19 protein-coding genes are annotated in these 25,419 nt (G+C 53.0%); 8 read left to right on the forward strand and 11 right to left on the reverse strand.

Annotated features, from left to right (window positions below):
- Positions 1 to 118 precede the first annotated feature (118 nt).
- The 3 genes from B2T33_RS04500 to B2T33_RS04510 all read right to left on the reverse strand — a co-directional run bounded on the left by B2T33_RS04500 (position 119) and on the right by B2T33_RS04510 (position 3,841).
- On the reverse strand, positions 119 to 1,693 hold the full coding sequence (locus B2T33_RS04500) for a DUF5677 domain-containing protein (protein WP_286791256.1): 1,575 nt from the start codon (positions 1,691 to 1,693) through the stop codon (positions 119 to 121).
- Between the two features lie 67 nt (positions 1,694 to 1,760).
- Entirely contained in the window at positions 1,761 to 3,173 is a 1,413-nt protein-coding gene (locus B2T33_RS04505) for an ATP-binding protein (RefSeq protein WP_286791257.1), read from the reverse strand.
- An 8-nt stretch (positions 3,174 to 3,181) separates the two neighbouring features.
- On the reverse strand, positions 3,182 to 3,841 hold the full coding sequence (locus B2T33_RS04510; RefSeq protein WP_286791258.1) for a response regulator: 660 nt from the start codon (positions 3,839 to 3,841) through the stop codon (positions 3,182 to 3,184).
- Between the two features lie 162 nt (positions 3,842 to 4,003).
- On the opposite strand from B2T33_RS04510, the gene B2T33_RS04515 reads away from it, so the two are divergent.
- A complete protein-coding gene (locus tag B2T33_RS04515) occupies positions 4,004 to 4,306 on the forward strand; it encodes a PepSY domain-containing protein (RefSeq protein ID WP_286791259.1) in 303 nt (100 codons plus the stop codon).
- A gap of 147 nt (positions 4,307 to 4,453) precedes the next feature.
- Positions 4,454 to 4,987: a cytochrome b/b6 domain-containing protein gene (locus B2T33_RS04520; RefSeq protein WP_286791260.1), complete on the forward strand. Its 534-nt coding sequence runs from the start codon at positions 4,454 to 4,456 to the stop codon at positions 4,985 to 4,987.
- A 142-nt stretch (positions 4,988 to 5,129) separates the two neighbouring features.
- Here the strand turns inward: B2T33_RS04520 and B2T33_RS04525 are convergent, their stop codons facing one another.
- Entirely contained in the window at positions 5,130 to 5,684 is a 555-nt protein-coding gene (locus B2T33_RS04525; protein ID WP_286791261.1) for a sugar O-acetyltransferase, read from the reverse strand.
- A 134-nt stretch (positions 5,685 to 5,818) separates the two neighbouring features.
- The gene (locus tag B2T33_RS04530; protein WP_286791262.1) at positions 5,819 to 6,787 is read right to left on the reverse strand and encodes an alpha/beta hydrolase family protein; all 969 of its coding nucleotides are present in this window, start codon (positions 6,785 to 6,787) and stop codon (positions 5,819 to 5,821) included.
- A 179-nt stretch (positions 6,788 to 6,966) separates the two neighbouring features.
- Between B2T33_RS04530 and B2T33_RS04535 the strand changes: the two genes are divergently transcribed.
- The gene (locus B2T33_RS04535) at positions 6,967 to 7,599 is read left to right on the forward strand and encodes a TetR/AcrR family transcriptional regulator (protein WP_286791263.1); all 633 of its coding nucleotides are present in this window, start codon (positions 6,967 to 6,969) and stop codon (positions 7,597 to 7,599) included.
- An 18-nt stretch (positions 7,600 to 7,617) separates the two neighbouring features.
- Here the strand turns inward: B2T33_RS04535 and B2T33_RS04540 are convergent, their stop codons facing one another.
- Positions 7,618 to 8,664: a patatin-like phospholipase family protein gene (locus B2T33_RS04540; RefSeq protein WP_286791264.1), complete on the reverse strand. Its 1,047-nt coding sequence runs from the start codon at positions 8,662 to 8,664 to the stop codon at positions 7,618 to 7,620.
- A 106-nt stretch (positions 8,665 to 8,770) separates the two neighbouring features.
- Positions 8,771 to 9,901: a LysR family transcriptional regulator gene (locus B2T33_RS04545; protein WP_286791265.1), complete on the reverse strand. Its 1,131-nt coding sequence runs from the start codon at positions 9,899 to 9,901 to the stop codon at positions 8,771 to 8,773.
- Positions 9,902 to 10,067: 166 nt separating this feature from the next.
- Here B2T33_RS04545 and B2T33_RS04550 point away from each other — a divergent pair, with 166 nt between their 5' ends.
- Positions 10,068 to 11,477 carry a hypothetical protein gene (locus B2T33_RS04550; RefSeq protein ID WP_286791266.1) on the forward strand — a complete coding sequence of 470 codons (1,410 nt, stop codon included), beginning with the start codon at positions 10,068 to 10,070 and terminating at the stop codon, positions 11,475 to 11,477.
- Position 11,478: 1 nt separating this feature from the next.
- On the opposite strand, the gene B2T33_RS04555 is transcribed toward B2T33_RS04550, so the two are convergent.
- Positions 11,479 to 12,432 carry a LysR family transcriptional regulator gene (locus B2T33_RS04555; protein WP_064780688.1) on the reverse strand — a complete coding sequence of 318 codons (954 nt, stop codon included), beginning with the start codon at positions 12,430 to 12,432 and terminating at the stop codon, positions 11,479 to 11,481.
- Positions 12,433 to 12,632: 200 nt separating this feature from the next.
- Between B2T33_RS04555 and speB the strand changes: the two genes are divergently transcribed.
- From speB to B2T33_RS04575, 4 genes are read left to right on the forward strand one after another with little or no spacing between them, the layout of a single operon-like run.
- Positions 12,633 to 13,649: an agmatinase gene (gene speB / locus B2T33_RS04560; protein ID WP_286791267.1), complete on the forward strand. Its 1,017-nt coding sequence runs from the start codon at positions 12,633 to 12,635 to the stop codon at positions 13,647 to 13,649.
- Between the two features lie 59 nt (positions 13,650 to 13,708).
- Complete coding sequence (locus B2T33_RS04565; protein ID WP_008891428.1) at positions 13,709 to 14,686, forward strand: ABC transporter substrate-binding protein; 978 nt, start codon at positions 13,709 to 13,711, stop codon at positions 14,684 to 14,686.
- A gap of 40 nt (positions 14,687 to 14,726) precedes the next feature.
- Entirely contained in the window at positions 14,727 to 15,521 is a 795-nt protein-coding gene (locus B2T33_RS04570; protein WP_063087223.1) for an ABC transporter permease, read from the forward strand.
- A 14-nt stretch (positions 15,522 to 15,535) separates the two neighbouring features.
- Positions 15,536 to 16,336, forward strand: coding sequence for an ABC transporter ATP-binding protein (locus tag B2T33_RS04575; RefSeq protein ID WP_197145182.1), 801 nt, complete (start codon positions 15,536 to 15,538; stop codon positions 16,334 to 16,336).
- Positions 16,337 to 16,671: 335 nt separating this feature from the next.
- Here B2T33_RS04575 and B2T33_RS04580 read toward each other — a convergent pair whose 3' ends face one another.
- The 3 genes from B2T33_RS04580 to B2T33_RS04590 are packed head-to-tail and all read right to left on the reverse strand — an operon-like array spanning position 16,672 to position 25,036.
- Positions 16,672 to 17,139 carry a hypothetical protein gene (locus tag B2T33_RS04580; RefSeq protein ID WP_286791268.1) on the reverse strand — a complete coding sequence of 156 codons (468 nt, stop codon included), beginning with the start codon at positions 17,137 to 17,139 and terminating at the stop codon, positions 16,672 to 16,674.
- Positions 17,132 to 23,353 carry a DUF637 domain-containing protein gene (locus B2T33_RS04585; protein WP_286791269.1) on the reverse strand — a complete coding sequence of 2,074 codons (6,222 nt, stop codon included), beginning with the start codon at positions 23,351 to 23,353 and terminating at the stop codon, positions 17,132 to 17,134. The genes B2T33_RS04580 and B2T33_RS04585 overlap by 8 nt, the downstream gene beginning before the upstream one ends.
- 15 nt (positions 23,354 to 23,368) lie before the next feature.
- Complete coding sequence (locus B2T33_RS04590; protein ID WP_286791270.1) at positions 23,369 to 25,036, reverse strand: ShlB/FhaC/HecB family hemolysin secretion/activation protein; 1,668 nt, start codon at positions 25,034 to 25,036, stop codon at positions 23,369 to 23,371.
- Between the last annotated feature and the right edge of the window lie 383 nt (positions 25,037 to 25,419).

Below are 25,419 nucleotides of genomic sequence, written 5' to 3' on the forward strand. Positions count from 1 at the left end.
CTAAATTCTCCACACATCGAACATCACGAAGGCAAAACTTATCTCTGGTTAAATGAACTATTCTCCATGCAAACCGAAAAACCATCGAAGAAGACGTCCATACCAAAGAAAAATTAGTTCAAATTGAACTGTCAGCATCAGTACTTCTGTTATGCCATTTAATTCTGGATTTTATCGTTGGATAAAGATGATTTAGGTCCTCGAGAGCACGGTTACAAATCTTGCAACCATCGACAAGTATTGATGGCATTGCTTCGTTCGGAAATGACGGAATACGGTGATAACGGTGCAGAGGGTTAAGGCAGTTAGTAAAGACTGAATCCCTCACAGCTCCCCATTGCCCATGAGAAAATCCAGAGGTCCAGCCGTAGTAATTATCATATACATCTTTACATGCTGCATCTGTTGCCATCTTTCTCAAATCTAACGAAGCCCAGTTTCCTAGATCGATACTTTGGAACTCTAACCACATATCCTCGTTGGCTAAGTACTCCATCACTTGCATGTCTATAAAATCTGGAACATCCGTTTCTTTTAAATACTTTAAAAATGCCAACTTTGTTTGACCTGCACCATATTGACGAAACTTGTTCCACAAAGTCGGATCATCTTTAACCGTCAAATAATGCAAAGTTATATAAGTTTCAGCCATAGTTCTCAGGAAAACACGCCCCTCCGGCCTAGAGGAGGAGTAACCAACCGCCGAATTTAAGAGAAATGTAATTGCGTACAGCACCAACCCAAAGGCGCCGTCGTGCCTAGGGTCAATTGATGTAGTAGACATTGTCTCGAAAAAGTGGCTATCGACCTTCTGAAAAATCTCTAGTAATTCTTCAGACAGCTCTCTCGGACCATATTCTATTTTGCTTCCTTTCGGAACCGATACACAAGATACTTTACTTAAGGTTTCCGACCAAAAATCATCTGCGTGAAATTTTGGTATTTCTAATGTGTCTTCCTCTCTAATCTTCCCGTCGAGAGACCCATTTTTGTCCAACTCGCGAAGAGAAATCTCCATCGAACGTATAGTTGGACGGACGGAACGCATATCTCCGAAATCAGGGTAAAGACGAAGTGACTCTCCAATATCGCTGCCCTCAGGCAGAAACACCTGCTCCCGACAAAGCATTACAAACATTAGCTTGAACCAACGAATATCCGTAGCTCTTTGCGATTGATGATCGTAGTTGTCTGCCACTGCGTGGATCAAAATGTTCCAGTCTGCTTCTTGATCCGGTTCAGCAAGATGTCTACGCCAATGGTGGCCGTCAGGAAGACAATCTAAAAGCAACAAGCCTTTCAGCCAAATTACCGCTTGCGGGTGCTCAAGCACTGGTTGCATTAAACGATCAAAAATATCCTCATTCATAGCGCCAAGAAAATTATGAGTAATATGCAGAGATTTTCTTTCTGCTATATTTTCCCTGGCATTTATAACAATTGATCTGAATATATTGAGGTAGTCCTTCTGCTCTAAAAATGATGTTAAAATGCACGACCACAGCAGATTGGGTATGCTTTCATCCACCCACGATGTGAATTTCAAGTCACTCGGCAAAGAAGAGAATGCACTTCCTATAGTTTTTCCGCTCTTCTTAAGATCATCGACAGAAGTAATATTCCTATCTCGGAAATCAGGATGAACAGGAAATTTCTTTCCTGCTTTCTTTTTTACCTTATTCCTTTTCTTCATTCTTCCCTCCCTATTCACCGACACAAGAAAACACTGCAACTTATACTCACAAGTACTCAACCAGCATTCAACTCTGATGCAACCGAAGCTCGACCATAAAGCCGTCGCTGTGATCCGGTCGTGGTGAATAAAGTTTAAGCTCTGCCTTGGTGTTGCGTGCAATCGCCTCGACAATCGCAAGGCCGAGGCCCGAACCATCGGCCTTGTTGCTGGATCGTTTGAAGCGGGTCGTCAGTTGCGCCAGTTCATCAGGGCTGACCGGCGCGCCGCCGTTTGACACCTGAACGATGTGATCCTCGATCACGCGGATATCGACGGGCTCTTCATCGCCACCATATTTCAGGGCATTTTCTATCAGGTTGCGCATGCAAATCGCAAAGGCATCAAGGTCAATATTGGCCGATAATGTCGTCAGATTTTCCGTATCAAAGTGGATCTCCGCCCCTTCCATTCCGGCCCGTTTGAGGTCTTCAATCACCAGATTAAGTGTCGGGCCAAGATCCTGATTATGCCCCGTCGGGCTGAAGCCGCCACTTGATTCCGCGCGCGCCAGCTGCAAAAGCTTTTCCGAGAGCCGCGACAGGCGTTTAAGCGCCTCTTCGGTCTGGACCGCCCGTTTGCGGGCTGCGTGACCTTCGGGCAGCTCCGCCAAAAGCCTTTGCGTTTGTGCCAGCGCCACGGCAATCGGGGTGCGGAGTTCATGCGCGCTGTTGGCGGTAAAGCTGCGCTCGACACTAAGTGCCGCCTCAAGCTTTGCCATCAACCGGTTGACCGCCGTGACAATGGTGCTGATTTCTTCTGGTGCTTCGTCCTGCTCAAGCGGTTGCAGATTGCCTTCGCCGCGTTCCTCGATTTCGTCACGCACGCGTTTGATCGGTTTCAACCCGCCGCGCAGCACGACAATCAATTGAATGATCACCACCGGGATCAAAAGCGCAATTGGCAGGAACTGCGCCAGCACACTTTCCATCAGCGCCTCGCGCCGATGTTCAAGCGGCTCTGCCACCTGGATCACCCTCTGCCCGCCCAGCAGGACCGCACTATAAATGCGGAAATCTTCCTCGTTATAAAACCCCTCGACCAGGGGGGCTTCAAACGGTTCTTCCTCGGCGTTGAACGACCGCAGCAAAAGCCGCCCGCCGCCATCACGCACATGATACATCAGGTAATCTTCGCCAAGCTCGTCATCATCGTCGCCATCCCCGTCACCATCGCCGTGATCATCGGTCAGGATCTCCCCCATTGCCGGGCTAGGCAGGACTTCTTTCGGGCTGCCACCCTTATGATCCTTAAGGTACTCATCAATCAGCGGGGCATAGCGATAGGCCGTGGTGACAAGGCTGTTATCAAATGCTTCCTGCATTTCATGATACATCGTCATCGCCGCAAGAACCGAGCCCGCCAGCCAGAACACCCCCACCGTAAGCGTCAATCGCCGGGTCAGGATCGCTTGCAAACTTCTGTTGGGATTTTTGCCCATGGCGTTGCTTATCCCTCAACCCGATAGCCGACACCGCGCACGGTTTTGATAACGTCTTTTCCAAGCTTGCGGCGCAAACGGCTGACATAAACCTCGACCGTGTTGCTTTCGATCTCGGCACCAAATTCATAAAGCGCTTCTTCAAGCTGACGTTTAGATAAGGTCTGGCCCGGCCGTTTGACCATCTGATCAAACAGCGCCCATTCGCGCGATGTCAGGTCAACCTGCGCCCCACCCCGCAAAACAGACCGCCCGGCAAGGTCGACCTCGACCCCGCCATCCAGCTCGACAAACGGATTGGGGTTGCCGCTATAGCGCCGCGATACGGCGGCCAGGCGTGCAGATAACTCATTGAGGTCGAACGGCTTGACTAGATAATCATCCGCCCCGGCATTCAAGCCCTCGATCCGATCCGAAATCTGATCCTGTGCGGTCAGGATAATACACGGCGTTGCCGATCCCTTGCGGCGTAAATCGCGCAACAAATCAAGCCCCTTGCCATCGGGCAGGTTCAGATCGAGCAGCAACACATCATAATTGGTCCCGCGCAGCATGATCTCGGCATCGACCACACTTGCGCTGTGATCAACCGCCTCGCCGCTTGCCAGTAAATGATCGCGCACCGCGTCTGCCAGCATCAATTCATCTTCGACCAGAAGAATACGCACCCCAACCTCATCGCAAAGCTTTGCACAATCGGCCTTGGTTAAGGGCGTTTCCTGACAATGTGCTGAACGGTGAAAAATATCCGGTTCAGGTTGCTGTCAGGGAAGCACGCCATACTCCGCATCGATCATGACATATCCCCTATCTTATGAAGGAACCGAGCCGTGAAAAACACTGTTTTGAAGAAAGCCGCCTTTGGCACCTTTGCCGCCACCCTGCTGGCAACTGCCTCCCTTGGCCTGACCGCGCACACCGCACAGGCCAGTGATGATTATTGCAACGTGCCGAAATCCGAATGGCAGAGCATGGATGCGCTCAAGGAAAAACTGACCGCCGAGGGCTGGGACGTCCGCAAGATCAAGGAAGATGAAGGCTGCTACGAAGTCTATGCCGTCAAGGCCGATGGCAAAAAGGTCGAAGCCTACTTCAACCCGGCGACCTTTGAACTCGTCAAGGAAGACGACTGATTTTAGTTGCGCCTCCCTCGGGTGAGTGCGGCTTTGACCGAAAGTCTGTCCCCCGGCTCCGTGCCTGCCTGCACGGGTGTCCTCGGTCAAAGCCGCCTCTCCGAACCCGCCATCTGAAAACGCATTCAACAGTCAGGAGCACGCATCATGTCTGTCAAAGTATGGGACCCGTTTGTCCGCCTGTTTCACTGGGGCCTGGCGGCAAGTTTCGTCATCGCCTGGATCACAGCCGATGAATGGGACAGCCTGCATCACTGGGCGGGTTATGCCGCGGGTGCCTTGATTGCGCTGCGCCTGATCTGGGGCCTGATTGGCACTCGTTATGCCCGCTTCACCCAATTCATCAAAAGCCCTCGGGCAACACTTCAATATCTTGGCGATATCCTGCGCGGAACCGAACCCCGTTATCTCGGCCATAACCCGGCCGGGGCGGCGATGATCATCGCCCTGATGCTCGCCATGGCCGGTTGCGCGCTGACGGGCTGGATGTACACCACCACCATGTTCTGGGGTTCTGAATGGGTGGAAGAAACCCACGAGGCCTTGGCAAACGGCCTGTTGTTCCTGGTGCTGCTGCATGTTGGCGGCGTGTTGCTCGCCAGCATCCGCCATCACGAAAATCTGGTGCGTGCCATGATCACGGGGCGCAAACGCCACCCGGCAACGGACGACGTCGCCTGACCGGACTTTACAACCTTCACGACCTCAATGCTTCCCTGTGACACCCTGCAAAGGTTTGTCCCAACTTGGAGCTCGTCACTCGCTCCATGGCAACCGCGTCCACCCCTGGCCGGTTGCCTCTTTTTTTCTGGGGATACAGTCCTTAGCGTGCAGTCGGCTTGGCCGGGTTCCCAACAACCGTACTGCCCGCCGCAACATCGCGCGTCACCACGGCCCCGGCGCCAATGATCGCATCATCCCCGATGCTGATCCCCGGCAGAATAATCGCCCCGCCGCCGATCCAGACATTGTCGCCAATCGTCACCGGCCGCCCGATTTCAAGATGCTGTTTGCGCAGTTCCGGATCACGATGATGATCGGCACAGTAAATCTGCACATTCGGGCCCAGCATCGAATGCCGCCCGATCTTGACCGGTGCTGTATCAAGGATCACGCAGCCGACATTTAAAAACACGTCGGAGGCCAAATGGATATTCACCCCATAGGCACAATGAAACCGCGCCTCGATCCGCACATCATCAGCACACGATGCGAACAGTGCGCGCAGTTTCGGCCCGATATTGCCGCGCTCTGCCGGATAAAGCACGCTATGCTCATGGCACGCCTCAAGGGCGCGATGGCGCATCACGGTGAGTTCCGGATCAAGGCAGGAATACCAGTCACCGGCCTGCATTTTTTCAAGTTCGCTTTGGGCCATGATGTTCAGGGACGTTGTTCAAGGACGTTGTTCAGGACGGTCTTCACGTTACGCCCGATTGCGGGCAACTGCAATCTGCACCGCACCCCACTGCTAACGCCGCCGACACCATGGCCCACAAAGCAGGTCGAAATTTACTTGCCCGTCACATGCGCCAGTTCCGCGCCATGGGTTGCCAGCGCATCACACGCCTTGGCCCATGCCGGGTCGCTGTCATCAAATGCGCTGCGCAGATAGGCCGCACTCATCCGCTGGGTCACGGCAAGGCGATCGGGATCTTCATCATCGGCTTCCTTGGCATCGTAACCTGCAATACCACCCAGCCCGTGTTTGCCGCCTTTAAGGGTCAGCAAATAATCACCACCCGGGCTGCAATGGAACGGGTCGGTGTGCCATGCTGCCCCGCGTGTGGTCAGGTGCGGGTTATCGTCTTCATCCCCCGCCACAACAAGGGTCCGTGTCGTCATATGGGAAAAATCGGGGTTAAGCGCGGTATAGTTCGCGCGCGCATGCTCGCTGAGGCTCTCCCCGCCATTGCCCGGCGCTGCCAGCAACACACCGACCTTGATCCGCGGCTCCAGAAGGTTGACATCCTGCGCATCCGGATCGGCGGTATCGGTCAACCGCGCGCCAAGTAACATCCCAACCGTCTGCCCGCCAAGCGAATGCCCGACTGCCGCAATCCGGTCATGATCAAGTCGCCCGTCAAGGATCGGGTGGGTGGCTTCGATATCGGAAAGATGGTCAATGATATGTTTGAAGTCCTCCACCCGCGAGCGCCAGAAAAACGGTGCCCCCGGCGCGTCCGGTCCAAACCCGGCAACTTTCGAATTGCCGTGGGTCGGCTGGATCACGGCAAAGCCCTGCTCGGCATAAAACTGTGCCAGCGGGCCATAGCCATTCATCGACGGAATATAAAGCGACGGCCCATGTCCGTGCGACAACAGGATGATCGGGAAATGATCCCCCACCGCAGGCAGGGTAATCCGCATTTCAATCGGCTGCGGCCGATCAGCAACCGGCAAGATTACCGGGCAGATCGAAAGGGTCGGCACCGCATCCCGAACCGGAATATGACGGGCACTGGTGATCAGATTGTTCATGAAAAGCATCCTTGTTTTGCTTGGCGAAACCGTCGATTTCGCCTATAAACCAACAAACGGAACGACGTTCCTGTTGCCGATTCAAATACGGAACAATGTTCCGTTTATCAAGCATGAATTTCAACACCCGGACTCCGTCCGCGTGCGATCACGCTGACTTATTGTAGAAAAACAAAGCGATGCAGGAAGAAACCACCGGCACAAAAAAACGCATCCGTGCTGATGCCGCCCGCAATGAAGACGCGGTGCTTGAGGCCGCCAAGACGGTTTTTGCCACCGCGGGCGTCGATGCGCCGGTGCGTGAAATTGCCAAAACCGCCGGGGTTGGGGTCGGCACGCTCTATCGCCGTTTTCCCAAACGAAGCGACCTTGTCGTTGCCGTGTTCAAGCGCGAGGTTGATGCCTGTGCCGCCGATGCCAAAACGCTGGCAAATGACCACCCGCCGGGCGAGGCCCTGTCGCGCTGGCTCAGGCGCTATTGCCGGTTTATCGTCACGAAAAAGGGATTGGCCTCGGCCCTTCATTCCGGCGATCCGGCCTTTGATGCCCTGCCCGATTACTTCCGCAGCAACTTTGAACCGGCCCTGCAAAACCTGCTTTCTGCCGCGGCCAAGGCGGGCGAAGCCCGATCCGATATTGATGCCTATGATCTGCTGCGCGCCATTGGCAACCTTGCCAGTGCCGGAAGCACATCAGGGGGCAAAGCAGGCGGCAATGCGGGTGACGATCCCGAACATCATGAAGGCATGCAACATACCTATCGCATGCTGGATCTGATGATTGATGGCCTGCGCCACGGCAAACCGGGCTGACGGGCCGACGACAACGCCCTAGACGTAATCCGGCGCAAACTGTTCAAGATCAAGCGTCGGGGTTTTGCCGATATCGCCGCGATGTTTTTCAAGGAACACGCCCGCCGCCTCGCGCCCCTTGTCACGCAGCATGGTCATGAAATCCCATTCCGCATTCATCTTGGATGTATGATCAAGCTCAAGCATCACGTCACTGGCAATCAGATGCATGCGCATGGTGCCCCAACTGCTGGCTTCGCATTGATGGGGCGGCATGTCCCTGCGGATCACCGACATCATGCGCAGTTCCTTGACCAAGCTGCTGTTAAACGAAATCTCGTTCAACCGGCTTGAAATCTCGTGCGAGGTTTTCGGGATCCCCGGCCGTTTCACCGGATTGATTTGCACCAGAACCGTGTCATTGGCCGAACATTCCCGCACAAGCGGGCCAAGGCTGGGATTGCCGGAATATCCCCCGTCCCAATAGGGCACGCCATCAATCTCGACCGTCTTGTAGATATTGGGCAAACAGGCCGATGCCAGCAAAACATCAAGACTGATATCGGGGTTGCGAAACACCCGTGCCTGCCCGGTTTCAACATTGGTCGCGGTAATGAAAAGCTTGGTCGGGCTTTTGTTTAACAACTCAAAATCGACCACATCGGCCAAAAGCGCCGCCAGCGGATTATCCCCCGCCGGATTAAGGTCATAGGGCGAAAACAGTTTCGCACTCATATCCAGCCACTGATACATCGGCGAATTGCCAAGCGACCAGTTGCCAAACAAAACATCAATCGGCGATCGCTGCAGCGGACTGAACCGCGCGGCCTCTGAAACCGCCGACCAGAACCGCTCAAGATCCTCGCGCGCCCCGTCATATTTGCCCTTGCAAAAGCCCGACGTCACCACGGCGGCATTCATCGCCCCGGCCGACGTGCCCGAAATCGCCTCAAGCTCGATCTCTTCATCCTCAAGCAACCGGTCCAGAACGCCCCAGGTAAACGCCCCGTGCGATCCCCCGCCCTGAAGGGCAAGGTTGATCTGTTTGCGGTTGGTCGCCGTCGATTGCTTCGCACGCTCGCTCATGCCATCTCCTGCACCTGGGTCATAATGTTCGGATCACTGGTCATGATATGTCGCAAACAGCACACACTGCCAGTAATGATATCAAATGGCCGAAAACGACCCCGGCTCAATACCACGTCAAACTGGCCGGAAGGTCCTGCTTGGGGGCGAGTGCGATCACCTGATCAAGGAACAATCGCGCAATCGGCGACAGGCTTTTGCTTTTGCGGGTAATCACACCGATATGGCGATGGCGTTCCGGGGTGGTGAGTGGCACAAACACCAGCTTTTCGGGTGCCGCCATATCCGAAACCTTTGCTGCCAGTTCCGGCAGGACGGTGATCCCCACCCCTTCGGCGACCATGGCCGCCAGCGTGATGGTGTTGGATGTTTCAACAATCGGACGCGGCAGGATCGGGCCGGTTGCGCCCAATGCGATATCGCTGCCTTCTTCTGCACTGCGGGCGTCCGGATCGAGTGATCGCAGCACCTTTTCTTCCGCCCGCATCGCCTTTTGCGCCCGCGCCAGAACCGTTTTCGCCGCCGGAATACCTGCCGCCACCGCATCACGCACGGCGGGGCTCAGGACCGGCATGGTGTCCGATGACAGGTCGCTGGTCACACCGGGCTGCGCCATCAGCGCCCCGGTCCCAGATTCCGGCCCCAAACCGACAAGTTTCTCGCCGGTCAAATCCGACCAGCGCAAAACCGACTTTTGGGCAAAGGCATGATCAGCCCGGCACAGCACGCCAAACCGGTCGGAAAACAGCGGACGAAAAGCAATATCAGGAAGCGCCTGCCACTCCCCGGCAATGCCGAAATCGGCGGCATTATTCGCCACCGCCTCATGCACCTCACCGGCATTGCGTTCGTCCAGACGAATGCGCGCATCGGGATGGGCCGCAACAAATTCGGAAATCACGGCGGGCAAAATACGCGTCAGAACCGATGGGGCTGCAGCAATCGTAATCTTGCCCCCGACGCCCTTGGACAGCGCATCAAGATCGCCAAGCGCCTCTTCAAAATCGGCCAACAACCGCCTGGCAATCGGCAGGAACCGCTCCCCGGTCTGCGTCAGCGCCACCTGCCGTGTCGTGCGATCAAAAAGGGCCGCCCCCGTCACATCCTCGAACTGGCGAATGGTCGCGGTAACCGCAGGCACGCCCAGCCCCAAAACCCCGGCCGCAGCCGTAAAATTCCCCTGATCGGCAACTGCGACAAACACACGCATATGACGGATATTAAGCGATGACAGCATGGTTTTCGATGTCCGTTCCGGTTAACTCCCCTGCCCGATCAAGAGCATAGCGCCCAATCAAGGTATGGGCAAAAGCCTATTCAGGTTTTATATCGCCAATCGCTACTTTTAAGGGCATTCTGTTGTGCGACTGCACCTGTGCGAAACAGAGAATGAATATAGGGCCATGACGGAAGAAGTCGAACAGGAAAGACGAACGTTGGAAGGCGAAGCAGCCCTCAGACTTTGGCGTCAAGGTCAGGAAGCTTGGAACAGTTGGATTGATGAACATCCGGGTTGGAATATCAGTTTTGCCGGTATCGATTTCTCAACTGAACGGGACATTGAGGATAAGCTATCCTTCGCAGGATATAATTTCGGAGACGGCTACGTGGACTTCGCCAGAGCCACTTTCAGCGATAGTCACGTGCACTTTACTAAAGCCATTTTTGGCCTCGGCGCAGTCTACTTCTCTAGAACGACTTTCAGCAACTGCGATGTGTTCTTCGCTGGAGCTACCTTCGGCAATGACGACGTAACCTTCGCTAAAGCTATTTTCAGCGATAGCAACGTGTATTTTTTTGGAGCCAATTTTGGCGACTGCGACTTTTACTTCCACGAAGTCGCTTTCGGCAACGGCAACCTATACTTCTCCGACGCAACTTTCGGCAACGGCAACGTCTATTTTGATCAATCAACGTTTCGCAATGGCAAAATAGGCTTTTTTAGAGCGACATTTGGTAATGACGAGATAACCTTTCATGGAGCCACCTTCAGCAACTGCGCAATAAGCTTCAATCAAGCACAGTTTAATGACTTGACCTTTGATCCTAAAACCATTGAATCAAGCCATATTGAGGCCGAAGGATTATCAATAAAGGGTCGAGCTATTTTCTACATTTGTAGCTCGAACATCGAATTGAAATCCTTCAATTTCCACAGCGCATCTTTTGACGGGCCACTCACTATTAAAGGCGACCTAAACATCATCCCAGATCTGCGCGCCACCCGATACTCGCACCAGGTTGACCTCAGCGACCTGAAAGTCAAACTCCCGCGCATATCACCAAAACTTGGCTGGCCACCAAAACTTTCCCGCGTGGCAGAATCCAAACACGACGGTGCAAGACTACGCCGCCTCAAAGAAATCGCCGAAACGAACAAGGATCATCACGCCGCGTTACGTTTTTCTGCCGATGAAAACAAAGCTCGCCGGTGGATTGAAACCTCGTGGTTTGGCTCGGTTCTGGACATGGCCTTCAGTGCGTGCAGCAATTACGGTCAGAGCATTCTGCGGCCTTTCGTTGCTCTATTCTTTGTCGCCGTCGCCAGTATGGGTCTCTATAAGAAATTAGCAGCGGCAACATTTACAGCGTTGTGGACGGAACCAGGCTGGGGTCAATCGTTGCTCTTATCAGCCGGCAACAGCCTCCCCTTCCTACCGCAATCCCGCAGCCTACGCGACGACGCGATAAAAGTGCTCTATTCAAATGACCCAAGCTTGCTCGTCGACGCCATCATGATCGGTCAAGGCGCCCTAAGCTTCATATTCCTGTTCCTGATCGGCCTTGGGTTGCGGAACCGTTTCCGCCTCTAACTCATTTCTTGTCCAGCGTCGGCGGCACAGTCTTGATTGCGGTCACCGTCGGGTGCACCTCAATCAGGCATTCGCGGAACACACGCGCCATGCGTGACATCACCGATTGCGGGAAGTTGGCGACACACATGGCGATCTTGAAGCTGAGAAGATCCGGACGAAGGGCGCGCATTTCGCCGCGCTCCACCCATTGCCGGGCAAAGTGGGTTGGCAGGAAACTGACGAACTTGCCACTTCGGATCAGATAGGCCAAGCCTTCCATGTCATAGGCCGTCGCACTTGGCGGATGTTTGAACAGCGACTGGAACGCCAGTGCTACCGAATAGCCGCGCCGGGCATATTTCTGTTCGGCCAGTTGTTCGATTGGCATCTTTTCATGGGCCTTTTCAAACAGCGGATGCTCCTTGCCGCAATACATTGTCTGTTCTTCGTGAAAAAGCTGCTGCATCTGCACAGCTGCATTCATCGGCTGGTTGGGCATGACGGCGATTTCCATCTGCCGACTGAGCAACGCGTTTTCAATCTGGTTGGGCGACACCACGACAAAGGTCGGATGCACGCCGGGTGCGCGTTCATGAAACAGCGCAATCGCCCGATCCAGTTTGCAATTGGGGTTTTCGACCATGGCATCGACGACGCCAATGCGAAGCTCGCCGACCATATTGCCGCGAATGGCCCCGACCTCGGCCCTAAATGAGTCGGCCGCGGCAAACAGCTTGATCACTTCGCTATAGATTTTTTGCCCATGTTCGGTCAGCGAAAAGCCCGACCGCCCGCGCCGACAAAGCTTGACCCCCAACCGGGTTTCAAGGGCGGACATCTGGGTGCTGATGGTCGATCTTGAAATGCCAAGCTCGTCCTGGGCGGCGGTGAAACCGTTGCTTTCGACAATGGTCCTGAAAATCCGCAACTGGCGGAAATCGACATCACTGAGCGGCGGAAGTGTTACTGACATCGGCGCTTGACCTTCGTGAAAGCATTACGTTGAAAAAATCAGACGTTTAGTTTGAAAGTTTCATATTATTGAACACGTCGCCGCGTGGCAATCTTCGTCCAAGCTTTTGAGATAATTGCCGTGTCCGCGCTCACCCCGCCCGACCGCGACGGCATGCCACCACCATCGCCACCATCGCCACCGCGCTAGGACCTGCCTTCATGCCCAACGCTGCTGACAAAACCGATACTGCGTCCGCTATTTCCTTTGTTCCGCCTTCGGCGATGACCCTGCCGCGTTATGCCGGGGTCGCAAGCTTCATGCGCGCGCCGCATCTGTCGATTGAGAACCCGGTCTTAAGCGAAGTTGATATCGCCATGGTCGGCGTGCCATGGGATGGCGGCACCACCAACCGTCCGGGTGCGCGGCACGGCCCGCGCCAGCTGCGCGATCTTTCCACCATGATCCGGCCCAAACACCCGGTCACCAGCCAGAACCCGTTTGAAGACCGCAACATAGCCGATCTGGGCGACGCGCCGGTCAATCCGGCCGACATCATGGATACGCTGGAAAGTGTGACGGGCTTTATCGCCAAACTGAAATCAAAGGGCATCACGCCGCTCAGTGCCGGTGGCGATCATTTGCTGTCCTATCCGATCCTCAAGGCACTGGCATCCGATGGCCCGCTCGGCATGGTGCATTTCGATGCCCATACCGACCTTTTTGACAGCTATTTCAACGGCTTCAAATACACCCACGGCACGCCGTTCCGCCGCGCGATCGAGGACGGTTACCTTGATCCCAGGCGCGTGGTTCAGATCGGCATTCGTGGCACGATGTATGACGGCGAAGATGTTGAATGGGGCCTGGCCCAAGGCGTTCGCATCATCCGCATGGAAGAAGTCATTGATCGCGGCATCGACGATGTTATGGCCGAGGCGCGCGACATTGTTGGCCGCGATAAAACCTATGTCAGCTTTGACATTGATTCTGTCGACCCGGCCTTTGCACCGGGCACCGGCACGCCGGAAATCGGCGGTTTCACCAGCCGCGAGGCGCAAAAAATGATCCGGCTGTTGGCCGGTCTAAACCTTGTGGGCGCAGACCTTGTCGAGGTCTCGCCCCCCTTCGATCCTTCGGGAGGAACAGCCTGGCTTGGCATTTCGCTCATGTATGAATTGCTGTGCGTCCTGGCCGGGTCAAACGCCACCAGAAACCCGAACCGAAAATCGGGCTAAGGCCAAATCAAAGAAACCAAATCTAGTTCAGAGAGCATCTCACACCGGAGACACCACCTATGAAACGCATTCTTTCGAAAATCTGCCTGTCGGGTGCGGCCCTCGCAACCGCCTTCTCGCTGTCCACCGCCGCCTCGGCCGAGGAACTCACCATCGCGCATTCAACCTGGGTTGGCTACGGCCCGCTTTATATCGCCCAGGACGAGGGCTTCTTTGAAGAAGAAGGCCTTGATGTCAAACTTGTCGTGATGGAAGACGTCAAAACCCGCATGCCGGCCTTGGCCGCAGGCCGGATTGATGTTGCGGTGACCACGATTGATACCGTGCTTGGTTTTTACACCGACGATCATCCGCTGACCTATCTGTTTGCGCTTGATGATTCACGTGGCGGCGACGGCATTGTTGCCAATGCCGACATCAAAACCATCGAAGACCTCAAGGGTAAAAACGTCGCCTATACCGAGGGGTCAGTTTCGCAGTTCTTCCTGAGCGTCCTTCTGAAGGAAGCTGGCATGAGCCTTTCTGACGTCAATTCGATGAACATGTCGGCTGGCGATGCCGGTGCGGCCTTTGTCGCCAAGCGTGTTGACGCCGCTGTTACGTGGGAGCCGTGGCTTACGCGTGGCAAGGACACCGAACATGGTCATCTTCTGATCGACAGCTCCAAGGCACCGGGCCTGATCACTGATATCGCGGTGACGACCGAGGAAACCCTTGAAGCCCGTCGCCCGGAAATGGAAGCGCTTTATCGTGCATGGGCCAAGGCGATAGCCTGGCAGAAGGCCAACGAGGAAGCCGCCGACGTGATCATGGCAAAGGGTGTTGGCGGCTGGCTTGAAGATCCGGCGGTCTTTGCGGAAACCCGTGCGGGCATTGCGTTTTATGATGACGCAATGAACAAGACCTTCATGGATCCGGCCAACGAAGACGGCATTGTCGGCACCATTGCCAACGCCATGACCCTCGGCAAGGAAAGCGGCCTGATCACGCTCGAAGCTGATCCGAAAAGCCTGCTGGCTGCGGACATCGTGAAATAACAAACGTCACCACGTTCAAAACTTAAAAAGAGCAAGCATCATGTGGACCAGATCCCTCTTCTCGCCCAAGACCGATATCGACAAGGGAACCTATGTCACCCTGTCGCTGATTTCGGTTGCTGTTATCCTGGCCCTGTGGTGCTTGCTCACCTATGGCGGGATCACGCCCCGGGACTTCCTTGCCGCCCCGCATGAGGTGGTTCAAGCCGGCATCAAGCGCATGGCCAATATGTCTTTATTTGAACATATGTGGGCAAGCCTTGTTGTCATCCTGTCGGGCTTTATCCTCGCCTCCATCTTTGCCGTTCCGATCGGCATCCTGATGGGTAGCTTCCGCGCGGTGCAGGCGCTGATTGAACCGATCACCGGTTTCATGCGCTATATCCCGGTTTCGGCCCTGATCCCGCTTCTGATCCTGTGGATCGGCATCGGGATCGAACAGAAAATCATGGTGATTTTCCTCGGAACCTTCTTCCAGCAGCTTATTCTGATTTCCGATGTGTCGGCCCGGATTTCCAAGGATCTGATTGATTGCGCCTATACGCTGGGTGCTGATCGCAGGCGGGTTGTAACGCGTGTTCTGGTGCCGGCCTGCATGCCCGGTGTGATGGATAACCTGCGCGTCACCATGGGCTGGGCCTGGACCTATCTGGTGGTGGCCGAACTGGTCGCGGCCGATACCGGCCTTGGCTATATGATCCTGAACGCCATGCGCGGGCTGTTTACCGATGTGATTTTGCTTGGTGTCTTTACCATCGGCATTCTGGGCCTGATCACCGATTTCTTCTTTAAATGGGCACGCCGGCGTTTGCTGCCCTGGTCTGCTGATTTTTAAGGGGCGATACAGTCATGAGCATGCTTTCCCTTCGTGACATCACGGTACGGTTCGAACCCAAGGGCAAACCACCGGTTCTGGCCCTTGATGACGTCTCGCTTGATGTTGCCAACGATACCTTTTCCGTCATTGTCGGCCCGTCGGGCTGTGGCAAATCCACGTTGCTGCGTCTTGTCGCCGGGCTTGAAACCCCGACATCCGGGCGGCTTGAACTCGACGGCCAACCGATCAACGGCCCGTCGGCCGATCGCGGCATGGTGTTTCAAAGCTACACCCTGTTTCCCTGGCTCACGGTTCGTGAAAACGTCATGTTCGGCCCGAAGCTCAAGGGCCTTTCAAAATCCGAATGCGAAGACATCGCCGATGATCTGATCAAGGCGGTGCATCTTGACGGGTTTGAAAAATCCTACCCCAAGGAACTCTCGGGCGGCATGCGCCAACGTGTGGCGCTGGCCCGGGCCCTTGCCAATGATCCACGCATTTTGCTGATGGATGAACCGTTTGGCGCACTCGATAGCCAGACCCGCCAAATGATGCAGGAACTCCTGCTCGACGTCTGGCAAAGCCGTCGCAAGACGGTTTTGTTCATCACCCACGACATTGACGAGGCGATCTTCCTGGGCGACGAAGTGCACGTGATGTCGGCGCGCCCCGGCCTGATCAAGCAGTCGCTTGATATCAGTATCCCACGCCCACGCCATATCGATGCGCTCACCAGCCCGGAATTCATGGATTACAAACGCACCATCCTGTCGCTGATGCATGACGAGGCGATCAAAGCCGAAGACGCCGCCAACCAGCGCAAATCGGCCTAAAGCCTCGCAAACAAAGCGACAAAAACAAACACCTGCCTGACTTGCCACCACCCGACAGGCTCAGGCACAGGGAATGTGCGGCTCACAGCAAATCCCGCACATTCCCGACTTTTGTATAAAAATGGAACTAATTGAAATAAGGGATGAAACCCTTTTTATGCGCTGCACGATGGTAATGAGTAAGATTGGGCAAGCGAGGCATCTGACAGCGGACATGTCTAACCGGCTTGTCTTGATTTGCAGCTAATATACATAACCTGCTAAAAAATTAAATCTGCCCCCTTCTCTCGAAAGTTCGCGTCTACCCTTTTTTTCTCATTTCTCATCTTTGACTATCACCCTATCAGGGTAACTTTTTTTGCTGTTTCCAAGTCTTTCGTTCGATAATGCTCTCTAATTCTACTTGGGACATTTGATAGATCAATTTGCAATTCTTCTTCGGAAAGAATTTCGAACTGCCTACTTTTCTCATGCGCCATAGCAATACTAAATGCCATAGGCCCTCGCAAAAAAACTTTTAAGTAGTTTTTTGTGTCTTGATTAAATTTTTCTACCTGCTCAAGCTTTTCCAGTGATATTTCAAATTCTTGAATTGCTTCACTATATTTTTTGGCCTTGTACTTTATGTAACCTCTCATTATGTGGTGCTCAGGAAAGGGATTCCTGTAAATCAAAAACAACTCATCTATTTCCAACTCAGATCTACACACGTCCCCTTTCGACAAATACGCCCATGACTTATTAAGCCTGAAAGTAAACGATAATGATTTTATTAATTTTGATATTAATTTCATTTTATTCATTCATGTTCTTAATGAAATCAGATATTTGAGCAATATTATAAACCATTTTATTCCATTTTCCTTTCAGAATTGGGTCTTCAACGTTTTTACTGAATTCCTCAGCGGCTTTTAATTGATCGTAGAACTGCTGCTCGTTCCATTTTGTATCAAGAGTACTTGATGATGTTCCGTCAATAGGACTCTTGCCAAACACATACAATTCTCCATCTACATCTGCTGTGATGATAAAGTTTCCAAAGTCTGATTTTACTTCGAAAATTTCACCTGATGTGTTGTCAGCGATGGAACCTGAGTTCGATCTCGACCATGCCCCCTTGATATTCGGCGTTGCAGACTTCAACAAAATTGCAAGATCGGGGCTTTGGACGAGTTTTCCTATTGCTTGTACTGTTTTTGCCGAAAGGCCAACTGTCGCGCCGAACGCACCACTTGCGTAACTTGCAATCTCTGCCTGCGCCTCTCCAAAGGCTATAGAACCACCACGAACATCACCCTCTGCGTAGAGCGAATTGGCCTGCTGGAACTTCTCCTGCAAGCCGTTTGCGATGGTTTCGGGCAGCTCATCTAGATTAGCCATCAACTCAATGAAGCCTTCGACACGTTCCTGGTTGCGCAATTGCGCTGCGCCGTCACCAAGAAGTGGCCCTGTCACTGCATCACTGAGGAACTGGTTAAGAGCTTGCGCCCCCTCAACAATGAATTTAGCCCGCCCCGTATTTGCTCCCGAAAGGGCGATCCGACTAATCCCCGATGCAATTGAGTTTGATGTTGATTCAAGGCCCAGCTGCAGTTTGAGCAGTTGGGTTTGTTGGATGATAAGGGTGTCGCGCTGCGCATCAGTAAGGGTCGGATCCGCAAGCTGGGTTTCGACATCAGACAGGTTGTCGCGGATGTCGGCATAAACTGTACCGGCTTGCTGCGTTGTTGCCGTCAGTTCCAGAATACGAGCAATTTCCTGCTCGCGCGGGATGACCGCACCACCACCACCAATAAGTTCATATTGGGTGTATTGAAGAGCATCGGCCAGCGCCAGCGTCGATGGACGCAAAACACCTTTTAGGGCTTCGGCGCCAGCCGGCGCATAGTCCGCCAAAACCGTGTCATAGAAGTCACGGTTTTGGGTGATTTCTCGGGCATATAGTGCCGAGTTGTTGAATTGATCATCTTTCTGAAGAAAATTGATCTGATTACCAAGATTATCGACGAACGATGCACCGTGCTGGGCAATCATTCCATCAAAGACGTCAGCAATGGTCTGGGCAATTGCTGCATCCGACGGCAATCCCGGAAGCTCGTAGCTTTTGTCAGCATCGACACGACGCAAAGCTTCTGTCCCGAGCACTTCGAGCCATTGCGCTTCGGTCATACCGTTTTGACCGGCAAGCTCTTTGGCTTTCTGTTGGATGGCTATGATTTCATCAGTATGAAGCTGACGGTTATAGGTTGCGGCCTGTTGAGCCGTGAAGGCTGCGGCATTTACCGCATCGGCATCTCCACCCGTTAGGGCTACCGCAATCGCACCAGCCAAACCGGCCAATTGAATACGGGTATCAATGTCATCACTGATGTTTTGAAGACTATCCCCCAGCACCTCCTGCAACCCGGCACCAATCGCGCCCGCGGCACAGCTCTGACTTGAAAGCTGCCCAACGCCACACCCGGCAACCGCATGCATGACGACTTTACGGATGTCACCGTCTTCAAGGTTCCACTGATCGACACCTGCCAGATCGCCGATCTTGGTTGCCAATTGGGCGGAAGCGATGCTGGCAACCGCACTGATCAGATTGGATTTTAAAGTATCGCCAATATCCGTACCGTTGATCGCAGCATTGGCGACGGTATTTGTCAGTGCCCGGATCGATTGATAGGCAATCTGGTCGCTAATTTCAGCCGTTTTTCCAATATCAATTACTGTGCCGTCAGCGTTGATCGTGCCAAGAATTCCGGCTGTAACGCCCGCGGTCACCATGCTGGTGGCAAGGGAGCGCAGGGTGGCAGAGGAACCAAGCTCTTTCAGAACAGCACCAAGATCGCCTTTGTTGTTAATCATTGAAATGGCCGCCGTGCTAGCCAGTGCTGTAAAGCCCGCGGAGACGGCGGCGGTAACAACGCCGGAGGCAACAGCCCCGGCACCCATGCCCTGGGCTGCCATTGCGCCCAAGGCGGCTCCTGCGCCTGTACCCATGCTAATCGCTGTAACTGCAATCGCAATGACTGCTGCACCTGCACCACTCAGGCCTTCAGCCTTGTAATCCCAGCTTCGATGAACTTCTTGAACCGCGTGCCATGTGGCGTCATCACGCGCCATCATCTCGCCCATCCATTCAAGGCCAGGCGTTGCTGCAAGGGCTGTGACGGATTCCTCAAGATTTCCGGTGTCACGATATTCAATCACAACGCCGTTTCCAGCATTGACGATCAAGCCGCCATCGGCGGTGATTTCCGTCATGACAACGGTTTCATCGATATGACCGGTGTCGCGATTACTGAACCATGCGAAGTTTGATGATTCGCGGATTTTATGTTCGTAAAGGGAATCCGTGTTCGAGAGCAGCGCAACCTGGCCTTCTTCTGCCGAAAGCGTGGTTTGCTCCCCACTGGACAGCTTTGATGCCTTGATCAGAACATCGCCATTTTCTGAAACGACGTTCAGAGCTCCACCAGCCTGCAGGGACGAGATGACAGATGTCAGGGCCTCGCGCGTGCCGGAGTTGAAGGAACTACTTTTGCGTCGTTCGCTGTGCTGGTATTCGTAATCCTGAAGAGCAACGACCTGTATGTTGCCATCTGCTTCAAGATCAAGGTTCGCGCCTGCTGAAATCTGGCTTCCGGCAACCGTAATGTTATCGCCAGATTTGATTGCAAGGTTTCCACTAATATCAACATTGGAGCCCTGATTATGCGTGCTGCGTTGCTCAAGGCTGAAACCCGGAACCTCATAGTCAACATTGCGCGAAATCTCGGTCGCCGTGAAGGCAACATCCCCACCCGCGTCAAAGGTAGCATCCCCACCAGCGGAAATATCCGCTCCTTCGTTCAGAATATCCCGGCCGGCCTCAATGGACAGTGAATTGCCCGCTGAGATCTTGCCTCTGGACAGCAACATGTCCTGATATCCAAGGCTGCCGGTTAGGCGATCAGTGGCCGACATATTGACGACATCACCTGTCGCCGCGACAAGACGCAGTTCGTTCCCTGCGTTGATCGTCCCGCCTGCATTGATGATCGATCCTAATGCAGTAAGCGACGTGTCATCGGTCGCCGTTATTTTCCCGGAATTGGCAATTGAATCAGCGAGAATATTGACGTCGGCGGCCGCAATAAGTGCGCCTTCCGCTGTTATATCTGCCTTGTCGCCTCCCGCCAGATAAAGCTTGGGCACAAGGACTGTCTGTCCGTTCACCTCTTCTTCAACATACCAGACGATGCTCTCGGTCAGGGCCGCAATCTGATCGGCAGACAGCGCCGTGCCAACGCTCAGGCCAAGCCCCTGTTTCTGGGCTGCCGCGGCCTCGATAAGTTGACGCATTTGGGCGGCATCATTTTCTGTACTATTGAGGAAACGCTGACCGGTTTGCGCAATAACTTGCTCGCGGACCAGGCGTGTGTCGAAGAACGCGTCACCAAGACGTTTTGGAAGATCCTCAACGACTGATTGGTCAAAGCCAATCTGATCAAAGAAATAGTCAGACCCATAGAACGTACCGAAATCGGTATGTTCAAATCGCGTTTCATACACATAGTTTCGGTCTTCGGGCGCTTCTGTAAAAAGACCCGGTGTCGGGGGCACATAAACACCACCGTTCGGTACAGTCGTAACAGGAATATTTGCCGGGTCGGGTATTGAATTGACCAATTCATCGACATAGGAAATGCCGTCCGATGGCAGGCTAACCGCCCCCTGAACGATTGTGGTGTTATTTACCTGTCCGGTAAACGAGCCACTGAACGTTCCGCCCGCAACGATTTGAGCGTCATGACTGTCGATGATGTCTGATTCAACAAGTTTACGCGCATTGGTAAACTCGAACCACTTGCACGGACCGCCATAGCATCTAGTGAAGCCATTTGATGCCGAAGCTGTATGGTAAAGCCTTCTTGTAATTTGCGCGCCAACATTAGCAAGAGACGTGCCTGTAAGCTCAATATCCCGACCTGCTTGGATCTGGCTCTTGTCGTTGCTTATCGTTCCGCCCGTGACGAATAGATCGCGGCCAGATGAAATAACAGACTCCGGAGAATCCTGACTAACAACGTCCTGATAAACCTCTACCAAAATACCGTTTGAACTACTTTCAGTAGAGTAGTAGCTGGTATAATTGCTTTTCCACGGATGAGGGACATGAGCAACACCGCTTCCAGGGAAATAGGCGCATCCTTCGGGGCTTATTCCAGCACCAGGAACTGTATTACAACCCGGATGCGTCGTTTGATTGGCGGCATAACGCTGTTGAAACGTTCGCTGGCTCGATGTTGAAAAAGCAACTTTACGATTAAGCAACTCATCGGTCTTGATCCGAATATCGCCTTCAAGGCTTTCAATCGTGGCAGAGGCATTGTCAAGCAACGCCATGTTTCCATCATCAAGGCCAACCAGCTCGATATCGCCACCGGCAATCAGGGTTCCTTGGTTATTAAACAGCGTGTCACCGACCAAAAATGACAAATCACCTGCTGCAAAAACGATATCTCGGTTTTCGAAGTCTGAGGTGACGCTCAGGGCCAGATTTTCAGAAACCTGAATCTCGCCATTATTGACCAGGGTTTTAATTGTTCCACCAAGATCACCGGCAATAGAAAGCTTGCCATTATTTATTAACTGACCACCAACAGTCAGCTCCGCAAGTCCGGCTGAGTAAACCTCTTCACTATCGACCGTCAGATCATTTGCCGCACTTAACCGCAGCCCGCCACCGCCAACAAGTCTCCCCCCAACGACAAGATTGTTCGTGCTGGCAACATCGAGTTTTCCCTCGGCTTCAAGCCCCCCCTCATTCGTCAAATCAGTTTGAATAATGATGTCGGCATCAGACTTGATAAGACCGGAACCAAGATTATTGAGTGTGTCCGAAACAACAGAGACACCACCATTTCCGATGATTGTCCCGGTATTTTCGATATGGCTGGTCTCAATATTAGTTTGCTGACCGCCCTTGATCTTGCCCTGATTTTCAAGCCGCGCCGCTTCGATCTGCAAGTGATCTCCACTTACAGAAGCTTCGCTCTGCACTTCAATTGCGTTATCGGCCTTGATCTGGGTAGTTTGCGATGCCTGAACGGTTCCTGTTACCGTAACGCTTTCCGCAGCGGACGCGACCGAGATATTTTGTGCCGAAGTCAAGTTATTGACGCTGATCTTGCCATCAGCGGATATCGTCAATTCGCCGCTTGACGCAGCAAGATCACCCGCAACCTTAACCCCCACGCCCTGTTCCGTACCGACCAGCCGAATACGATTGGCATACATGCCGCCAAGTAAACTTGAATCGATCGAAATACTTGGCTTTTCAGGGATATCTGATTTCGCAACGGCCTCACGAGAAGCATAATTTACCGTATTCCGTCCTGTGATTACGGACAGATCTCTCGCATGCAGATCTGCATTGATTTTGGCGGTACGGCTGATGATGTCGAAATAAGGAACGTTTGCGGCGTTGAGACCCGCCCCGTCGATCAGAATATCGCCAGTATCAACATCCACCCCCAGAAAGTCACCACTGCTATCGAACTGCGGAAGACCTGTGCTGAATGTTGCCCGCGGAGTATTGATGAACCCGCACCCGTTACAGGTTATGCCATTGGGGTTGGCCAGAACATATTCAGCACTTTGTCCAAAAATCTCCTGATAGCCAAGCAGATTGGACCGGCTTGCACCCGTGACCTCGTTCAGGATCAGTCGCGCAGAACCTGACGTCAGATTTGCATTCCCCGCGATCACGCCACCCAGTTGGGATTGTCCGACACTCCTGCTGTTATTCAGGATAAGACCTTCAACGCCAACGTTGAAATCCTTAAACTTGTTATGCGAAACGCCAGCGCCATTCGGATTGGCAATGTTTACAATCGGCACACCATTACGTGCCGCATCAAGGGAGGCCTGATTGTTTGCTGCAGCCTGATTATCCACAACAACCTGCGCCATTACCGGCTGGACAACAATGACAGCACTAAGTGTTACGCTGAGAATTTGTGTAGCAAACGACTTGAGCATGTTCCCAGCCCCCCCTTAAAACGCCACAGTGGCGGAAAAATAAACTTCGGAATTGCGATGATTGACGAATGAAGGTGCATCAATCGCTTGGGCATATGTCAGGGAGAGATTGAGGTTGGGTCCACGAATTTTAAAACCTGTCGACCAGCCCGACAGCCGGCCACCTTCGAGGGGTTCCGAAACATCCTGGGAAATCACACCATAATCAAACCCGACAAAAGGCTGGATTTCGCTAGCCACTCGGGAGACTTCGGGCTGGGTAACCGGAATACGAACCGCGATCTCATTGCGAATAAAACCGCCGATATCTCCGCTGATTGAACTTTCCTTGAAACCTCGAACCGTACTGAGACTTCCGACAGAGATGCGTTCCGTGCCATAAAGGGTATCCGGGCTCCACTGACCGCGGGCACCGGTTGTCACGCTCAAGGGCGTATCCAGAACGTCAAAATTCTGAATGACAGTGAGGTCAGCGGTGTATTTCTCGAACTGGGCTTCAGGTTCGTCAATACCCCTGTGATCATCTTCCTTTGCGCCAAGAACCTTGAGCCCCGCCTCATAACCAACCGACGCAGAAACCAAACCTTTCCCAAAACGGCGACTATGATTGACGTTGAGTCCAAGAATGGTCAGACGACGACTACTAACTTCGAGCAGCACATCCTCAATATAGTTTTTCGTTTTTTTGTAAGTGAAAGAGGAAGAAAGCGTGGTTTTACTTGTTTGGTCTCGATGCAGCACGCGATCAACATCCGCGCGCCATGTGGTTGACCTGCCTGAGCTCTTAAAATCCTGAACCGATCCTTCTATCTGGTTTCGGTAGTCAAATTGATTGGCAGACAACGACAACAACCAATATCCATACGGAACGGACAAAGATACGCTCTTGCTTCTGCTGGCTTTAAGGGTGGATGCGGGTTCGGTATCCTGACCGTAAGACAGGCTGATCAGATCATTTATTCCAAACCAGTTATAGGTTTCCCCACCGTAGGATTGCTGTAATTCACCAGTAGCTTCGCTGCCGGAGTTATTAAGCCCTGCGCTGGCTCGCCAGCTTTTACCGACCTGATTACTGATAACAGCGACGGATTTCCCCTGCTCTGAACCAGGCTCAAATTCTACCGTTGCATTAGAATTCGGCAGTCGGTTGATCTGGTCCAGTCCCTGTTCAAAGTCCCGAAGATTAAGACGCTTTCCCTGCAAACCTGGGAAAGCAGAAAGCATTTGTCCGCGTGTTAAGGCCTCGCTTGCGGATGGAGATATATCCTCAACCGTTCCCTCAATCACGATCAGCTTAAGAATACCAGAACCAAGATCCTGCGCCGGAACATAAGCTCTTGTCGTCACAAAACCATGTTCAACAAAATAATCCGTCAGAATTTCAATTATTTTGTCGATGTCGGATTTACGAATACATGTCTTTTCAAATCTAGATACCAATGGTCGAAGGTCTGTGTCCCAACCTTCAATTTCGATATGTTGTAAATCGAAACACGGTGCATTCTCTTCGCTATCAGGGATATCGGGAAGAACCGGCTTTTCATATCCGGGAGGTAACTGACGGGGAATCAACGGATCCTCAGACCGGAACTGTTCCTGTTGCTGCCGCAAAATCTGGTCTTGCTGGCGAATGATTTCATCACGCTGAGATGGTGTTTGGGCCTGCGCCGTAGTAAAAGACATGCAAGCAAAGAGCAGCCCCCCTCCCCATATGCAGCAACGAACAAAATATCGACGCGCGGAAGAGTTAATCCGATTAAACTTGCGGATTGGCTGTTCGGTCTGCCGACCACATTTAACGGCGTTTGACTTCATCGTACTTAGCGATTGCACTCAGATCAAAAAATGAACGGCAACATCAGATTTTTCTGATTTAAATGACTGTGCGTCATTTTTTCTTCGCTAAGACAAAATGCAGAAATCGAAAGTGACGAGCGTCACAGAAAGTTGAAATCGATTGATAAAGAAGACGCCAACAATAACCATAGGTTTCTGTTAGCTATACTCTACGGGTAAAACCTACTCCAACGAGGTAATCCCATTGAATGTTTTGTGACCACCGTTCG

This window comes from Thalassospira sp. UBA4513 (assembly GCF_002388495.1).
GTDB classification, from domain to species: domain Bacteria; phylum Pseudomonadota; class Alphaproteobacteria; order Rhodospirillales; family Thalassospiraceae; genus Thalassospira; species Thalassospira tepidiphila.

Coding starts and splice junctions, on each gene's coding strand:
- B2T33_RS04535 (WP_286791263.1), top strand. CDS start 6,967: ATGCAGGAAGAAACCACCGGCACAAAAAAACGCATCCGTGCTGATGCC.
- B2T33_RS04500 (WP_286791256.1), bottom strand. CDS start 1,693: ATGAAGAAAAGGAATAAGGTAAAAAAGAAAGCAGGAAAGAAATTTCCT.
- B2T33_RS04505 (WP_286791257.1), bottom strand. CDS start 3,173: ATGGGCAAAAATCCCAACAGAAGTTTGCAAGCGATCCTGACCCGGCGA.
- B2T33_RS04550 (WP_286791266.1), top strand. CDS start 10,068: ATGACGGAAGAAGTCGAACAGGAAAGACGAACGTTGGAAGGCGAAGCA.
- B2T33_RS04590 (WP_286791270.1), bottom strand. CDS start 25,036: ATGTCTTTTACTACGGCGCAGGCCCAAACACCATCTCAGCGTGATGAA.
- B2T33_RS04570 (WP_063087223.1), top strand. CDS start 14,727: ATGTGGACCAGATCCCTCTTCTCGCCCAAGACCGATATCGACAAGGGA.
- B2T33_RS04580 (WP_286791268.1), bottom strand. CDS start 17,139: ATGAATAAAATGAAATTAATATCAAAATTAATAAAATCATTATCGTTT.
- B2T33_RS04555 (WP_064780688.1), bottom strand. CDS start 12,432: ATGTCAGTAACACTTCCGCCGCTCAGTGATGTCGATTTCCGCCAGTTG.
- B2T33_RS04520 (WP_286791260.1), top strand. CDS start 4,454: ATGTCTGTCAAAGTATGGGACCCGTTTGTCCGCCTGTTTCACTGGGGC.
- speB (WP_286791267.1), top strand. CDS start 12,633: ATGCCCAACGCTGCTGACAAAACCGATACTGCGTCCGCTATTTCCTTT.
- B2T33_RS04530 (WP_286791262.1), bottom strand. CDS start 6,787: ATGAACAATCTGATCACCAGTGCCCGTCATATTCCGGTTCGGGATGCG.
- B2T33_RS04575 (WP_197145182.1), top strand. CDS start 15,536: ATGAGCATGCTTTCCCTTCGTGACATCACGGTACGGTTCGAACCCAAG.
- B2T33_RS04545 (WP_286791265.1), bottom strand. CDS start 9,901: ATGCTGTCATCGCTTAATATCCGTCATATGCGTGTGTTTGTCGCAGTT.
- B2T33_RS04540 (WP_286791264.1), bottom strand. CDS start 8,664: ATGAGCGAGCGTGCGAAGCAATCGACGGCGACCAACCGCAAACAGATC.
- B2T33_RS04565 (WP_008891428.1), top strand. CDS start 13,709: ATGAAACGCATTCTTTCGAAAATCTGCCTGTCGGGTGCGGCCCTCGCA.
- B2T33_RS04525 (WP_286791261.1), bottom strand. CDS start 5,684: ATGGCCCAAAGCGAACTTGAAAAAATGCAGGCCGGTGACTGGTATTCC.
- B2T33_RS04585 (WP_286791269.1), bottom strand. CDS start 23,353: ATGCTCAAGTCGTTTGCTACACAAATTCTCAGCGTAACACTTAGTGCT.